Annotated in this window: 14 protein-coding genes and 3 pseudogenes; 7 read left to right on the forward strand and 10 right to left on the reverse strand. The window is 68.2% G+C overall.

All coding sequences use genetic code 11. From position 1 onward, the window contains the following. Positions 1-189: 189 nt before the first annotated feature. A complete protein-coding gene (locus tag AB0N06_RS30665; RefSeq protein WP_366137956.1) occupies positions 190-561 on the reverse strand; it encodes a helix-turn-helix domain-containing protein in 372 nt (123 codons plus the stop codon). 77 nt (positions 562-638) lie between these two features. Between AB0N06_RS30665 and AB0N06_RS30670 the strand changes: the two genes are divergently transcribed. Next, the gene (locus AB0N06_RS30670) at positions 639-1,049 is read left to right on the forward strand and encodes a RidA family protein (protein WP_366137957.1); all 411 of its coding nucleotides are present in this window, start codon (positions 639-641) and stop codon (positions 1,047-1,049) included. 279 nt (positions 1,050-1,328) lie between these two features. Here the strand turns inward: AB0N06_RS30670 and AB0N06_RS30675 are convergent, their stop codons facing one another. Together AB0N06_RS30675 and AB0N06_RS30680 are read right to left on the reverse strand one after the other, a co-directional pair. Further along, positions 1,329-1,601, reverse strand: a complete 273-nt coding sequence (locus AB0N06_RS30675; protein WP_366137958.1) for a DUF6225 family protein — start codon at positions 1,599-1,601, stop codon at positions 1,329-1,331. A gap of 824 nt (positions 1,602-2,425) precedes the next feature. Then, entirely contained in the window at positions 2,426-3,406 is a 981-nt protein-coding gene (locus tag AB0N06_RS30680) for an NAD(P)/FAD-dependent oxidoreductase (protein WP_366137959.1), read from the reverse strand. 91 nt (positions 3,407-3,497) lie between these two features. On the opposite strand from AB0N06_RS30680, the gene AB0N06_RS30685 reads away from it, so the two are divergent. Then, complete coding sequence (locus AB0N06_RS30685) at positions 3,498-4,097, forward strand: XRE family transcriptional regulator (protein WP_366137960.1); 600 nt, start codon at positions 3,498-3,500, stop codon at positions 4,095-4,097. Positions 4,098-4,258: 161 nt separating this feature from the next. Beyond that, positions 4,259-4,484: pseudogene (locus tag AB0N06_RS30690) on the forward strand (cation transporter); the annotation flags it as partial. Between the two features lie 172 nt (positions 4,485-4,656). Here the strand turns inward: AB0N06_RS30690 and AB0N06_RS30695 are convergent. From AB0N06_RS30695 to AB0N06_RS30705, 3 genes are all read right to left on the reverse strand, one after another. Continuing rightward, positions 4,657-5,271, reverse strand: coding sequence for a TetR family transcriptional regulator (locus AB0N06_RS30695; protein ID WP_366137961.1), 615 nt, complete (start codon positions 5,269-5,271; stop codon positions 4,657-4,659). Further along, complete coding sequence (locus AB0N06_RS30700) at positions 5,268-6,365, reverse strand: saccharopine dehydrogenase (protein ID WP_366137962.1); 1,098 nt, start codon at positions 6,363-6,365, stop codon at positions 5,268-5,270. The genes AB0N06_RS30695 and AB0N06_RS30700 overlap by 4 nt, the downstream gene beginning before the upstream one ends. 455 nt (positions 6,366-6,820) lie before the next feature. Next, positions 6,821-7,216 carry a RidA family protein gene (locus AB0N06_RS30705; protein WP_366137963.1) on the reverse strand — a complete coding sequence of 132 codons (396 nt, stop codon included), beginning with the start codon at positions 7,214-7,216 and terminating at the stop codon, positions 6,821-6,823. Positions 7,217-7,343: 127 nt separating this feature from the next. On the opposite strand from AB0N06_RS30705, the gene AB0N06_RS30710 reads away from it, so the two are divergent. Then, positions 7,344-8,324, forward strand: coding sequence for a WYL domain-containing protein (locus tag AB0N06_RS30710; RefSeq protein ID WP_366137969.1), 981 nt, complete (start codon positions 7,344-7,346; stop codon positions 8,322-8,324). A 48-nt stretch (positions 8,325-8,372) separates the two neighbouring features. On the opposite strand, the pseudogene AB0N06_RS30715 reads toward AB0N06_RS30710, so the two are convergent. Further along, positions 8,373-8,725 (reverse strand): annotated as a pseudogene (locus AB0N06_RS30715) (diguanylate cyclase); the annotation flags it as partial. 960 nt (positions 8,726-9,685) lie between these two features. Here AB0N06_RS30715 and AB0N06_RS30720 point away from each other — a divergent pair. Further along, positions 9,686-10,063, forward strand: coding sequence for a hypothetical protein (locus AB0N06_RS30720; RefSeq protein ID WP_086831186.1), 378 nt, complete (start codon positions 9,686-9,688; stop codon positions 10,061-10,063). Between the two features lie 72 nt (positions 10,064-10,135). Here AB0N06_RS30720 and AB0N06_RS30725 read toward each other — a convergent pair. After that, positions 10,136-11,254, reverse strand: a pseudogene (locus AB0N06_RS30725) (IS630 family transposase); the annotation flags it as partial. Positions 11,255-11,640: 386 nt separating this feature from the next. On the opposite strand from AB0N06_RS30725, the gene AB0N06_RS30730 reads away from it, so the two are divergent. After that, positions 11,641-12,732 (forward strand): hypothetical protein, encoded by a 1,092-nt coding sequence (locus AB0N06_RS30730; RefSeq protein ID WP_366137964.1) that lies wholly within the window; start codon positions 11,641-11,643, stop codon positions 12,730-12,732. Between the two features lie 16 nt (positions 12,733-12,748). On the opposite strand, the gene AB0N06_RS30735 is transcribed toward AB0N06_RS30730, so the two are convergent. After that, positions 12,749-13,003 carry a transposase gene (locus tag AB0N06_RS30735; RefSeq protein WP_366137965.1) on the reverse strand — a complete coding sequence of 85 codons (255 nt, stop codon included), beginning with the start codon at positions 13,001-13,003 and terminating at the stop codon, positions 12,749-12,751. A 113-nt stretch (positions 13,004-13,116) separates the two neighbouring features. Continuing rightward, positions 13,117-13,746 carry a class I SAM-dependent methyltransferase gene (locus tag AB0N06_RS30740; RefSeq protein WP_366137966.1) on the reverse strand — a complete coding sequence of 210 codons (630 nt, stop codon included), beginning with the start codon at positions 13,744-13,746 and terminating at the stop codon, positions 13,117-13,119. Positions 13,747-14,091: 345 nt separating this feature from the next. On the opposite strand from AB0N06_RS30740, the gene AB0N06_RS30745 reads away from it, so the two are divergent. Continuing rightward, positions 14,092-14,595, forward strand: coding sequence for a hypothetical protein (locus tag AB0N06_RS30745; RefSeq protein WP_366137967.1), 504 nt, complete (start codon positions 14,092-14,094; stop codon positions 14,593-14,595). The last annotated feature ends 76 nt before the right edge of the window (positions 14,596-14,671 follow it).

The raw sequence follows: 14,671 nt of genomic DNA on the forward strand, positions 1-14,671 counted from the left end.
GACGACGCCGCACCGCCTCCATTCGTGGGCCGTTACGTTTGGTGGGCCATCGGTGCGTGGGATCACTGTGTGCGGTGGCCGGGGCGCCGCAAGGTGACGGGACCGCCCGGGCAAGGTCTCAATTCTTCGTGCGAACTGAAGCGGCCGCCGGGTTCTGTTCCTCCGCAGCCGGCCAGGGCGGGGGAAGACTCAGCGGCTTGCTTCTTCCCGCGTGTCGAAGGCTTCGCGGGCGCGTGTGATAGCGGGCATGTTCTCCGAGGCCCACGCCAGCAACACGTCGATGGGAGGCCGCAGGGTCTTGCCGAGTGGCGTGATCCGATACCTGATCGCCACCGGGCGGGTGGAGACGACCTCGCGCTCGATCACGCCGTTTCGCTCGAGTCGCCGAAGTGTCGCGGTCAGCGACTTCTGCGTGATCTGCGGTATGGCTCGGCGCAACTCGTTGAAGCGGCACGGGCGTTCGCACAGTTCGCTGAGAACGCTGAGCGACCGATTGTCGAGGACCTGGTCGAGCAGTTCGCGATGCGAAGGGCCGATGAGGAATTCGTCCTCGGTATCCATGGAGAAACCTGGTCTCGTTGAAGTGTCCTTCTTCCACTAAGTAGCTTACGGATACCTAGCTCAGAGGGAGAACACTGATGGCTGTCCAGCACTTCACGCCGGAAGGCATGCTGCAACCGGCTCCGTATCACCACGTGGCCGTCGGCACCGGCGCGACACACATCCACGTCAGTGGGCAGGTCGCACGCCGGGCCGATGGGACTCCGGTCGCACCCGACGACCTGGCCGGGCAGGTCGACCAGGCACTGCGCAACACCGCCATCGGGCTGGCCGGCGCGGGCGCTTCGTTCGCAGACGTGCTGCGCCTGACGTTCTACGTGACCCGATGGAGCCCGGAGAAAATCGGCGACCTCATGGCCGGTGTGGAGGCCGTCGCCGACGAGATCGGGCTCCAGCTCCCCATGCCGCCGGCCTCTCTGATCGGTGTCGAGTACCTCTTCGAGCCGGATGTGCTCGTAGAAGTCGAAGCAACTGCGCTGCTCGGCTGACGCTGTACATCGTTCAGAGTTTCCGGTGCCAGGGGCTGTGAGCGGGGTGCTCACGGTGGGTCGGTCCCTTGCAGCGCGCGAACGGGCACGGGCCGTATGCCCTGCCGCCCTGTCAGCGAGCAGGGCGTGCAGGACATACTCGCTGCCCAGGAGTGTGCAGCGCGCCGGAAGGCAACCGCCCGAAGGCATGCAGGTTGATGCTGGAGATCGTCAGGGCGAGAGCGAGGTCCGATGAGGCGAGCGGACCGTGCTGCGGCACTCTGGACGGAAACCTCAGTCTCAGCCCAGACGGTCGTACGCTCCTGGTTCCCAGTCGGCAAACAGCGTCAACGCCTGCTCCGTCTCGGTGCGCTCCGGAGCAGTTCTGGTGGCTGGCCAGCACACCTCCACCTGATCGGCGCCCACCAGCACGCCCGGGTGGTATCCGTCGAAGTCGCCAGGATCGGGTGCTACGCCGATGTGGATGGGCACGTCGTCGCGGATGTCCTTGAGTGCTTCACGCAGTTGTGCCGCATTCCAGACCTGCGGAGCGTGCTCAAAGATGTCGGTCATGCGCACAGATTGCCGGAATGGAACGTCTTGGTGGTGGAGGCACGGCTGTGTGTTGGCACCTGGGGACCGGAGCAGTTGGCCGGGACATGTTTCCGGGCCTCCCGCTCACCACCAGCGAGCCCCGCACGCTCACCCGGCGACAGATCCCGCCGAATCGCGCGATGCAGCGTCGGAATCGACGGCGGCGGATCACCCTCACCCCTGGCCGCGCGAGCGGACAGCTCACGATGGACCGCGGCGACATTCCCCTTCCACAACCCCAGCAGAGCCCGAACCTCCGGGGTCACCGTGAACCTCCCGCAGTAACGGGCCCGCTCCCGCGGCGCCCGGGCCGCGGACTCGTCCCGTTCGGCGGCGGCCAGCCACCGCCACACCGCGCGCTCCCGCACCCCAGCACATGCGTCGCCGACCGCACATGCCGAGTCGTGAGCTTCCCCTCCCGGCGCAGGGCCAGCAACCACCGCACCGCCGGGCCCCGCAACGCCCGAACCGACACAGCCGGCAAAGCAGCACCCGAGCCACCACCCGACCGCTCCGAGGCCGGGCCCTGCTCTTCCTGATCCACACGCCGAGCACACCAACCACCAGCCAGCGAGTGCATCAGAACTCACGAAACTGAGACAGCATCACCCCTCATGCGATAGACCCCCACGACAGCGATCCCACATCGATCTCTCACATTCAGGACAGTGACCCCACAGCCGGAAACAGGCACCAACGAGCATCAACACTCCAACGTCAGCTGTCTCACACCACTGCTTCAAAACCGACAGATCGCACTTGTACGGACAGGAGAGTGAGGTGTGGCGTTGCCGCGCTGCGGGCTACCGGGTGGCAGCAGCCGCGTGGCGGTGCTGTTCGACGGTGCGGTCGACGTCCTCGTCCAGCAGGTCGGTGTTGATGGCGAAGGCAGCGGCGGACCCCATGCCGGCCGCGGCCACGACCTGCGCGCGCGGGTCGACGACGTTACCGACGGCCCAGACGCCCGCGACGCTCGTACGGCCGGTGCGGTCGGTGACGACCCAGCCGGCGTCGTCCTTGTCGCACCCCAGTTGGGTCAGCAGTTCGTCGTGCGGGACGGGGCGGGGGAAAAGGAAGGCGGCAGCGCGAGGGACGACGCGGCCGTCGACGAGTTCGATTCCGCGTAGCCGGTCATCGTCGACGACGAGTTGCTTGATCTCCCCCTCGAGCAGGTGCAGACCGCGTGCCTTCAGTTGTTCCCGGTCCTCCGCGGTCAGGTCCAGGGTGTGCGGGAGGAAGAAGACATCGTCGCTCCACTGGCGCAGGAGCAGAGCCTGGTGGACCGCTCCCGGATGCGTGCCGAGGACGGCGAGGGGCTGGTCGCGGACTTCATAGGCGTGGCAGTACGGGCAGTGCAGCAGGTCCCTCCCCCACCGTTCGCGGACGCCAGGGATGTCGGGCAGTTCGTCGCGCAGCCCGGTCGCGATCAGGACGCGGCGCGCCTTGAGCACCACCCCGCCCGCCATGCGGACGTAGTAGCCGTGGTCGATCTGTTCCACCCGGCCCCGGAGGAGCTGGACACCGTAGCGGGCGATCTCGGCCCGTCCGAGGTCGAGCAGGGCCGCCGGGGGCAGGCCGTCGCGGGACAGGAAGCCGTGCATGTGCGCGGCGGGCGCGTTGCGCGGCTCGCCGGCGTCGATCACCACCGCCCTGCGGCGAGCGCGGCCGAGGAGCAGGGCGGCGTTGAGGCCAGCTGCTCCGGCGCCGACCACCACTACGTCGTGGACCTCGTCGACGTCGCCGTGCTGTGCCTTGCTGTTCTTGTCATTCGTCGTATTGATCATGGGAACAACCTCCTGCCCCGATCGTGCGAGACCCGCGCTGGAGCGACAACTTCCGTTGCCATTTCTGGGACGCAAGAGGTGGAATGGGGGTATGGACGAGCAATCACCGATCGCCGCCACGCTGGCCCAGGTCGGCTCCCGCCTCAGGCGCATCCGCGCCCAGCGCGGCGTGTCCCTGTCGGCGCTGGCCGAGGCCACTGGCATCTCCAAGAGCACACTGTCAAGGCTGGAGTCGGGCCAGCGCCGCCCGAGCCTGGAGCTGTTGCTGCCCATCGCACAAGCCCATCAGGTCCCCCTGGACGAACTCGTCGGCGCGCCGGAGGTCGGCGACCCGCGGATCCGCTGCAAGCCCCGCGTCCACAACGGTCGTACGGTCATTCCGCTGTCGACGCAGCCGGGGCGCCTGCAAGCCTGGAAGTCGGTCATCCCTGCGGAACACAAGCGGCCTGATCCGGTCACGCACGAGGGGCACGAGTGGCTGTACGTCCTGTCCGGACGGGTGCGGCTCATCCTGGCCGACCACGACCTGGTCATGGGACCGGGTGAGGCGGCCGAGTTCGACACTCGCCTGCCGCACTGGTTCGGCCCCACGGGCGAGTCCACCGTGGAGGTGCTCAACCTGTTCGGCCCGCAGGGAGAACGCGTGCACGTCAGGGCCAAGCCCCAATCCCGCGCGGAGCCGTCGACCTGACCGGAAAGGCCCGCTTCCGGGGCCGCCCTCGGAAGACAGGGCGAGTGGCCGGGCGGGTACTGGATCAGGGCGCGAACTGCTGGGCTGCGCGGAGTTCGCGCAGCTGAAAAGTCCGCGGTTGCTCCTGGTTATGCACACCCGCCGTGACCGACACCGCCGGGCGCGTCACCATGTTCAGCGGTTCCGCCACCGCCTCCTACGTCACCGTCGATGCCGTCCGCGCGCTGGCCGGCACCGGAGAGGCCGAGCGGTCGGTCCGCGGCATCATCGTCGCCGCCCTCTCGCTCGCGGTGATGCCGTTCCTGTCCACCTCGCCCCACGCAGGGCCGGACACGAACTGGGCCCGCCACGGCGGTCGCCGACTCCAAGCAGACACTGCTACCGACCTCTCCGCCGTGCTGGTCGGCCTGGTCCGGCCGGGAACGGTGCAGCGAGCTGGCCGATTCACTGCGCGTCAGCGGCACCGACCGCATGCTGTCCGCCTCCGGGGCCGCCTCAGCCGGCCGATGACGGTCGGGCCGTCCGACGTCGGCACCGCCCCGCTTTTCCGAGAACTCTGTCAGTCGAGCAGAGTGGTGGCCGTGTTGATGAGTTCCGCGTCGGCTTCATCGGTGCGGTGGGCGGCGATGCCGGACCGGAAGAGGGATGCTCCTTCGATCAGCACGGTGAAAACCCTTGCCCGAGCCTGGCAGACGGTGTCGGAGAGAGCTGGGTTGCGGGCGCGGAGAAACCCGGCGACATGGTCCTGGTAATCGCTGTAGAAGGTGCGCATGACCGCCGCGACGGCTTCGTCACGGCCCGCTAGAGCCCACAGCTCGGCGTAGACCCTGACGAGTCGCGGATCATCGTGCTCAGCCAGAAGCTGACGAATCAGCCCCTCCGTGTCCGGCGGCGCGTGCGCGGCCGCGTCGGCGAACAACGGGGCCAGCCTATCGAGGGAACGGTCCAGGGTGCGGCGCAGGACGGCGGCAATCAGCTCCGTGCGGGAAGGGAAGTAGTACTGCACGTGCCCCAGACGCGTCTGTGCCGTGGCCGCCACTGCCCGCATGGTCAGCTCGCCGTATCCGGACTCGAAGAGGATCTTCTCGGCGGCGTCCAGGAGCGCGGCACGCCGCTGGGCGCCCTTGGTCGTGGCGGGCGGGCGCTTGTCCTGTTCCGGGGATCGTTCGCTCATGCCGCCCTGCCCTCCGCCTGTTCGTCGCGCACGGCCCTGCGCACCACCAGGTCGACGCCCTGCGCGGCGAGGTCCGACGGCACGCTCTGCGGACTCGGGAGCTGTTCGGGGAAGGCCACGCCGCTCGGTGCGGGGGCACCGTCTTCGCCGCGTACCCGACGCAGCCCCATCAGTGCGCCCAGTGCGGTCAGATGCGCCTGCCCGGCCCGATCGGTCACGGTCGCGGAGAGGGTGTCGCCCCCGTGAGTGACGTCGATGCGGAGTTGGGCCGTGCCGCCTTCGCCCGGTGCGTACAGCAGCCCGCGGCGCGCACCGGTGAAGCACTCGCTGCGGCCCCAGCGGAAGAACCCGAGCCGCTTGGCAGCCAGCAGGGCTGCCGTGGACGCGGGCGAGCTGAAGCCGATCCGGGTTGTCGCGGTCCGGGCCGCGAGGGTGAGAGGAAGAGTGAACTGCTCGGGGGTGTCGATCCTGGCAACCCGTGTGAGCGACTCCCCGATACGGACGCGGCGGACGTCGCTCAGCGGCATGACCGTGCGCCGCTGCCCGTCCCGCACCACCTCGTAGTCCAGTCCGAGGCGGTCCATGAACTCCACCGAGTCCGCGCCCGCCCGGTCGCCGAGGTCCCAGCGAATGGCCACGTCGACCGTGTCCGCACCGCCGAGCCGGTCGCCGAGAAAGGCGGCGACGAGGCTGGTCACGCCACCCATCCACGCGGAGGACAGCAGTACCGGCGCGGTCGGACCCGCCAGTGCCGCGATGGTGGCCGCGCGATGCATCCGCGTGGTCCAGCGCGTGACGTCCACGAACGGCACCCCGCCGCCGATCGCGGCGCGCAGGACCCGGTCGTCCGGATCGTTCACGACGCTGACAACCGCGCTGACCCGCGCCCGGAACGGTGCCGGGTCCGCCAGGTCCCAGGTGCGCAGTTCCGCGCCCGTCTCGTCCGCCAGTTGCTGTCCGCGCCGCACGGTCCGCCCCGTGAGCACCAGCGGCCATGACGGGGCCGCCATCCGTGCCAGCTCCGCGCCGACCGTGCCGTATCCGCCGACCAGGAGCACAGGTCCGTCGGCGTCAAAGAAGAGTTCGTCGTTCATGAAACCAAATATAGGTCAGGTGACCAAGAAATGCTCCAGGGGGATGCGCCACTTCCTGAAAGGTGGCGGCAGGAGCAGGTGGTGGGGACAGTGGCGGCCCCGAGGCAGAAGGCGTCAGGACGGCCGAGGATCCCCGTGCAACTGCCGCAGTCCGCGAGACGCTCCACCTCATCGAGCCCATCGCGGTGGCCGAGGCCGTGACGAAGCCGAAGAAGGCAGCCGCCGGCGGCGGCTCGGACCCAACACGGAAGGACTCGGCGGGCTGAGGCCGAAGCGGGCCCGGATCAGGGGTGTTGACCGGCGGTGACCACCACCGGCTCTCTCGACCGCGCCGTGGGGATGTCAAAGCCGTAGACGCCGATCGGATCGTCATGATTCTGGGCATCGGATACCCCCATCCACCTGCTGCTCGTGCCGACCGGGCCGGCACGAGCAGCAGGAGCGGCAAGATCGCGTTACGCGACAGCGGTTCCCTCTAGTTCGACCATCTGGCCGGGGACTGCGAGGCGCATCACCCCGAGCATGGTCGTCGTAGGGGCCACACCTGCGGCTCCCAGCCGCCCGGCGAGAACGCCGTAGTGCGGGAACAGCGCGTCCACGTCGGTGGTGTAGACGTTGAGACGGACGAGGTTCGCCAGCGACATGCCAGCCTCGCTGAGCACGGCTTCGAGGTTGTCCGCGGCCAGCGCGAGCTGCGCCGCGATGTCCCCGTCGTGCTCGGGCTGGCCGTTCTTGCTCATCGCGGTCTGCCCCGAGATGTAAAGGGTCCGGGTCTCCCCGGAGACGACCTCACCCTGATTGAACCCCATCTCCAGCGACCACGTCACCGGGTTGACTGCTGTTCGTTCCATTGCCACTCCTATCGTTGCCACTGCGTGCACCCGGAGAGCCTGGTAGCCACCGTGTTCGGTGCCCGCAGAGCCAGACTTCCAAGGAATCACGACACCTTGTGTCATGTTTGTTGGTAAGACTGAAGTGATGCGTGCAGACCGGTTGGTCTCACTGGTGCTGCTACTGCGCCAGCGAGGCCGCATGACCGCGGACGAGCTGGCCAGCGAGCTGGAAGTGTCCGCCCGTACGGTGCTGCGCGACATCGAGGCACTGTCCACGGCAGGAGTCCCGGTCTACGCAGACCGTGGCCGGCACGGTGGGTTCTCGCTGCTACCCGGCTTCCGCACCGAACTGACCGGCCTGAACCACGACGAAGCGCTCGCGCTGCTCACCGCCGGATCGGGACGAGGCAAGAAGGTCTTTGGCCTCAGCACCGCCCTCGCCTCCGCGATGCGCAAAGTGGTGGATGCGCTACCCGAAGGCCACCGAGCCAGCCTGGACGAAGCCGCCAGGCGGTTCCTGGTTGAACCAGAGACAGACCTACTCTCGCGGCGACCAGTCACAGAGGACATGGCCAGCGGAGTGATGAGCGAGGTCCGCCACGCCGTGCTGACCGGGCACAAGCTCCGCTTCCACTACGCCGCACCCGCCAAGACGCCTCACTGGCACACCGTTGAACCGATCGGCCTGGTCACTGTCCGCGACCGCACCTACCTGTTGGCCACAAAGGCCGGGGAAGACCGCACCTACAGGCTGTCGCGCATGTTGACCGCCGAAGGACTTCCTGAGCTGGCGGAGCGTCCACCTCAGGTTGACCTCGACCGGATCTGGGCCGAACGCAGCGCCCGGTTCCTCTCGGAGAACCACATCCCCGTGATCGTCAGGGTCAAGCCATCACGACGAGAAGAACTACTGAACGCCGCACGAGCCGTCCGCGCCGAGGAACCAGAAGCAGACGGCTGGGTTCGGCTAGACGTGACATTCGAGGACCTGCGACACGCGGTATGGGCGATCTGGCAAATAGATACCGCCGCCGAGGTCCTCGCTCCGGAGTCGTTGCGTGCAGCCTTGCGTGACCGTGCAACGATCCTCGCCGCCCGATACGACGGCATATCCCGAGAGGGATGAAGATGTCCTGGATCAGTGACCACACAAATGATCACTTGGTTCAGAGAAGAACTCATCGCCTCCGAGGCGGCCGACGGACGCGCGCGTGCCCGCCCACGTGGTGAGCCGGGCGGTGGTCGCCGCCGGGACGGCGTCCCCGGCCGCGTGGCCCATCGTGTCGTTCACGGCCTTGAAGTGGTCCTGGTCGACCAGAACCACGGCCGCGTCGTCGTGGCGGGCCAGGAGCCGGCGGGCGCGGGCGGTGTAGGAGTCGCGGCGCAGGAGCCCGGTCAGGGGGTCGCGGCGAGCTGCTTGTGCAGCGCGACCGCGTGCACGGCCCAGCTGGCCAACGGCACGGCGGCGGTGGTCAGTAAGAGTGCGCGCTGCCCGATTCGGGCCGGCACGCGCAGGACGGAGGCCATACTGGGGATCTCCCTCTCTCGTCTCGTACGGGGTGGGATGGGCCCAGGGCAGGCGGCTGGTTGGACGCCGTGGCGCCTGTCCCGGGCGGATCTACAGCACGAAGTCGCTGCGGCTGGCCAGCCGAGCGGCTTGTGCCAGAGGCCGGGTTGCGCGGCGGGCCACTCCATCTCCCAGCCGGTCCGCAGGCCGCGCGCCCCCCAGCTGTCCGGCTGCTTGCCGGGGATCTTGAGTCCGGCCGTGTACGCAGCGAGCGCGGCGTCGTACACCTCGTGCGCGCGGCGCAGGGCCGTGGTGGGGGAGTCCGCCTCGCCGGTGAAGACGTGCAGACCCCTGCGAGCCAAGTTGGCGGTGTCGTGTATCGGGACGTCTACCTCGTAGAACTCGCGGTTCGGCATGACGGCCCATCTCCTTCCTTGCCTGGTGCGTGAGGCGCCACCGCGCCGCCCCGGCCTCTGGGCCTACTCACCTTCATCGACATCGCCACCCGCACCACCACCTCGACGGACCCGGACCAGACGGGCACTGTCGGGGTGGCCAAGCTGACTGATCCTCGCAGCAGTAGGCTGCGTTGGTCGTGAGCACGCACACCGCCTCTGACCGGAACGACCTGCCGGACGACGCGACCGGTGCCGACCTTCATGAGGCTTGGAGAACCGGTCGCGTCATCGGGCCGCCGATCCGGCGAATCTTCCGGGACGTCATCGCCGACCGTCTGACAGGCTCGCGGCCACCGCAAGCCTCGATGTTGTTCGAGCCCCTGGCCGACCCATTCTGGAAAGACGACAGGTTCTTCCTCGGCGACTTCTACAACGAGATCCTCCACCAGGACACCTGTCAGCCGGACACCGCTGACGGCGTCCCCCCTGCTCGCGGCCCTAGTGCTGTGACCGGGATGGTTCACCGTGATCGGAAGGCGGCTCGTGGGACGAGCGCACGCGAAAGGCTGGTATTACTGGGGCATGCAGGAAGAGACCGCACGCTCCGCGATCGACACGTTCATCTCCGCGTTCAACGCCTCGGACGACAGCTATGTGACTGCCCTGCTCTCCCAGGCCCTGACCTCAGACGTGGTCTTCTGGGGGCCGTTGGGTCGCAGCGAAGGAATCGGGGCGGTCGAGCGGTTCGTGCTGGACATCCGACGCCACCCGGCGGGGACCGGCACGATGGTGCGCTGCTCAGCGGTGGACATGCCTGACGAATGGGCCCGGTACCAGTGGGTCTTCACCACGCCTGATGGAGGCCCCCGCCTGGCGGGAACGGATGTCGTCCATCTGCGACGGAGCCTCATCGACCAGGTCATCGTCTTCGCGGGGGAGATCGAGCCGTTCGCCTCCTGAGTCATCCTTCTGTCGCTGTCCTTCTCCTGAACTTGCCCCGTCGGCGTTCGGGGGCTGCTGTTCGCGGTTGGTCGCCGCGGTGTTGAGGGGGCGTCCGCCCCAGCGAATGCCCTTTTCGCTGCGGGTGCGGGCGCGTTCCTTGCGTTGGGCGGCGAGTACGTCGGGGTGGCGGGCGTTGGTGTTGCGCCAGCGCAGGTAGCGGTGCAGTGCCTGGGTTTGCGCAGGGTGGCTGCGGTGGTGGGAGTTGGCCAGGGTGAACTGCCGCAGCGGGCCGAAGTGGGCCTCGATCGGGTTGGCCCAGGAAGCGTAGGTCAAGGTGAAGCACAGCTCGACCTTGTTCTTCTTCGCCCAGCGGCGGATGCCCGCGCCGGTGTGGGCGGAGAGGTTGTCCAGGATGATGTAGATCGGGGCGCCGTCGGGTCGGGCGGCGCGGATCGACTTGAGCGCTGCCAGGGTGTTGGCGGTGCCCTTGTAGCGGCGGTTGACGCCCCACAGGCGGTCGTCACCCACGGAGTAGCAACCGTGGAAGTAGGTGACGCCGTGGGTGCGGCGGTAGGTCGCCGGCAGCCGGTTTGGCTTGCCCTGCTTCGCCCAGCAGGAGCCTGCGGTGGGCCGGATCCCCAGGGGCCCGAACTCGTCGAAGGCGAAGACCCGGTCCGGGAAGCGTTCCAGCACCTGCTCGATCCGGTCGAGCTTGGCGTCGCGATCAGGGTCGGGTGACTCCTTCCAGGTCTTGGTGCGCTGGAAGGTGATGCCGCGGCGCCGGAGCAGGCACCGTAAGGCTTCACGGCCGATGCGGATGACACGTCCGTGCACTTTCCGCAGGTAGGCGGCGAGCTTGCGCAACGACCAGCGGGTGAAGGGCTGGCCGAGCTTGGTGGGGCGGGTGGTGGCCGTCTGGATGACGAAGTCTTCCTCGTCAGGGCTGAGTCGGCGGGGACGGCCTCCCGCCCAGCGAGGGTCCAGGCAGGTCAGGCCGATCTCGTTGAACCGGTGGATCACATCCCGGACGGTGTCCTCGTCGGCCTGGACCAGTTGGGCGATCACAGGCACCCGGTTCCCGCCGGCCGAGGCCAGCAGCATCATCGCGCGCCGGTAGCGCACCGAGTTGGTGCTGCCCCGGCGCACGGTCTGCTGCAGCTTCTGCCCCTCCTGGTCGGTCAGCCTGCGTACATGGACAGGCTCAGCCACCGCGCCTCCAGCGCTCGGATCGGACGTCACCGCACATCCAACCGTCACGACCACCAACCCGGTGAACCTTCCCGGTCAGAGCACTAGCTGTGCTGTCTCAGGACGCTGATTACGCAGAACCACTTCCTTGTCGCAGGATTCCCCCTAGGTTCTGTCGTCAAATGTCACGCCCACGCCCGTGCCAGCGGACAGCGCGGCGACCTGACACTTCACCCACCGCCCCGGCAGGCTGGCGGCTTGCTCATGCGATCATACGGGCGGCTCTCGATGGACCGATGCACAGTCAACTGATCAGACCGTCGAGCGATCGAACCATCGGGCATCGAGCAATCGAGCGAGAACGGGAGTGCGATGTGAGCGGGGCTGGGGGGCAGGACGGGTCATCCGTGTCCGAAGAAGAGTGGGAGCGGTTCCTCCGTGAATCAGTAACAGGTGCGGCCGGTGCCCCCGTGGAGCCGTCGGCGCGCGCCCGTGAGGTGAAGCGGCAGCTGCGGGAGCGCTCCGGGCAGCCGGAAGGCTGGCGTACGTACTCACCGGCCCGGCCCCGGCGCAGGACAGGCTGGTACGTGACCGGGCTGGTGGCGGTCGTGGCCCTCCTGGTCGTGGCGCTCTTCCCGCAGCAGGTCGTCGGCTGGTTCGGTGGCAACGACGGCGAGCAGGACGGGGCGCCGTTGGCCGCCGAGTCGGAAAGCCCGCGGGAGGCTCCCGGCGCCGAGCCGGATCTGCACCCCACCCTCGCCGAACCCTTCCGGGGTTCGCCTGCCGCCCGCTGGGCCGACGGAGCGGCAGGGATCACGGTGCCACCGGCCAAGGCGACCGGCTGGATGGACGCCGCCCAGGTCGAGCGGGCACTGCGGCAGAGCCGGGGCTTCCTGGTGGCCGCGGGGCTCAACTCCCGCGTGTTGCGCGGCGAGCGGCCCACGAAGGCGATCGCGCTGCTGAACCCGCACCAAAAGGACGTCCAGGAGTATCTCCATACCGCCCTGTCGTCGACGGCGCCCACTGACAAGACCGACCCGCTGCTGTTGTTCAGCCGCTTCCGGCCGGAGCAGTCCCGGCTGGTCGGTGACGTGGTCAAGACGCGCGGTCGGCTCACGTACCAGGAGGGGAAACAGGGGGCGGTCGAGGTGACGGCGGACGTCACCTTCGTGTACCCGGTCACCCCGGCGGGCGACGGCGGGCGGGACGCCGAGGTCGTCCGTACGATCGTGCGGCGCAAGGTGGTGATGAGCTGGGACGACCCGGCCAAGGTCATCACCGAACCGGGCACGATGTCCCTCGTTTCGTACGCGCTGGACATGACCAACGGCGGCTGCTCCGCCCCGACTGGCTACTTCGTGCCACCCTTCGGCGCGGCCGACAAGCAGCCCGCCGACGAGTCCCACCAGGTCGATCCGTACGACCGCAGCAAGCCGGTCGACACGAGTAACGGCACGACGGCCACGGGCAACAGCTGCGCGACCGCCACCCGCTCCTAGGAGTTGTCGTCAAATGTCACGCCCACATCAGGAGTGAGGCGGGGGTGACTGCTGCCTCGTAGGAGCGGGCGGTGTTGTCGTAACGGGTGGCGATGCCGCGCCACTGCTTCAAGCGGTTGAAGCACCGTTCCACCACGTTGCGCTGCTTGTAGATGTTGCGGTCGAACGCCGGTGACCGGCCGCCGCGGCGGCCGCGCCTGAGTCGGTTGCGGGCCTGGTCGGTCCGCTCGGGGATGGTGTGCGGGATGCCCCGTCGACCGACACCAGCCACTCGATGTCGCCCGCTGCGTCCGCTTTCGCCTGGGCGGCCCGGAGCATCCGCTCAGGAGCACTTCTCGCGTTTGTGATCAAGCCTCGGACGGTCTGCCACGCGAAAGCGCGAGGCTATTGGAGGCGGGCCAGCAAGTGGGCGTCGAGGTAGCCCCGCTCGGAGGCCGGATCGTGGAGCAGCCGGGCGACCGTGACGAGCCCGGCCCCGGCCAGCAACTCGGCGAACCGGTCCACCGGCCAGCTATAGGCGGGCGTCACCTTGTGGTCGAAGCGGACCGGCTCCGGTCCGTCGGTCGCGAAGAACGAGACCAGGAGCAGGCCCCCTGGTGCCAGGACACGTACCTGCTCGGTGAGCAGCGCGGGCATTTCCCCAGGCGGGGTATGAATCATCGAGTAGTGGGCCAGCACTCCGCCGAGCGCGTCGTCCTCGACCGGCAGGGCCTCCATTCGCGCCTCGTCGAACCGCAGCGCCGGATGGGCCCGCCGGGCGTGGTCGACCATGGCTGGGGAGAGGTCGAGTCCGAAGGCGTCCAGCCCCAGGTCGTGCAGCATGGCCGTCAGATGTCCGGGCCCGCACCCGACGTCGGCTGCCCGCGGGTTCCCCGTCCCACGCACCAGCTCGGCGAAGGTGCCGATCATGTTCCGCGCGAACGGCTGCGTCTCCAACCGATTAGCGAACATCGACGCATACAGCTCGACGACCCCGTCGTAGGCCGCCCTGGTCTCGTCCTGGTGTTCCACCATGGGAAAGAAGCTAACACCCGCGCCGTTCGCAGCTGTTCTCCGGCCCCATACCGACCCCCTCCCCTGGGGACTGATCGTTCCGTCACCTGATCACGGGACAACCCGAGCAGTTCGGAGAAGGCAGCACCCGAGCTTTCTTGGGTACTGGCGCAGAGCACTTGTTCCGTAGCTGTCGTCTTCCTGGGAACAAGCAACGCAGAGTACGCAGAGTGGCGATGCAGCGCGGCCTCAACGGCTGGGCACTGGCAAGCGGGCTGTCTCGAACTCGCTGTGTGCCCACGGCAGAAGGATAACCAGTGGAGCCCTGGTCAGGCTGATGACAAGGTGACGCTTATGCCGTCTCCCGTGGTCGAACAACTGCTCCGTGAACTGCACGCATCACTCACACTGCGCAAGCGTCCTGAGGATGTGGCCCGTCTCATCCAGGATCTTCACGCCGCACAGGGCACCGACCTCGATACAGCTACCGACGCGGCGCTCGCCAAAGCCGCCGAGCACTCGCTGCGCAACCTCTGGCACGGCTATACCTCTATGGTGGAAGAGTTCGCCCGTCCTGTCGGCGCACAACGCCAGCTCGCCCTAGCGACGAGCCTGTTCACAAGCGTGACGGAACTGCCGGACAGCGCCGGGGATGATCCTGCCCGGATCGAGGCGGTGATCCGGCGTGCAGGCGAGGAGATCGGCCGATCGTACGGGCAGAACGACTTCGGCATGGACCGCCTCAACAGGGTCGAGCGCACGGCGGCGGGTCTCGGCGCGATCTCGAAACGTCAGTACAACAAGCGCTTCCGGCTGCTGCGCCGGATGGAAGCCAAACTGGCCCGACTCATCCCGGATCCACCGGCTTGATTCCGGAGTGATCGTTTCGGGGTCGTGCAGGGCGTGTCGGGGCTGAGTTGCGGATTCGAGCGTGGAGTGACCGCTG

The organism is Streptomyces sp. NPDC051020, from assembly GCF_040683105.1.
Lineage (GTDB): Bacteria > Actinomycetota > Actinomycetes > Streptomycetales > Streptomycetaceae > Streptomyces.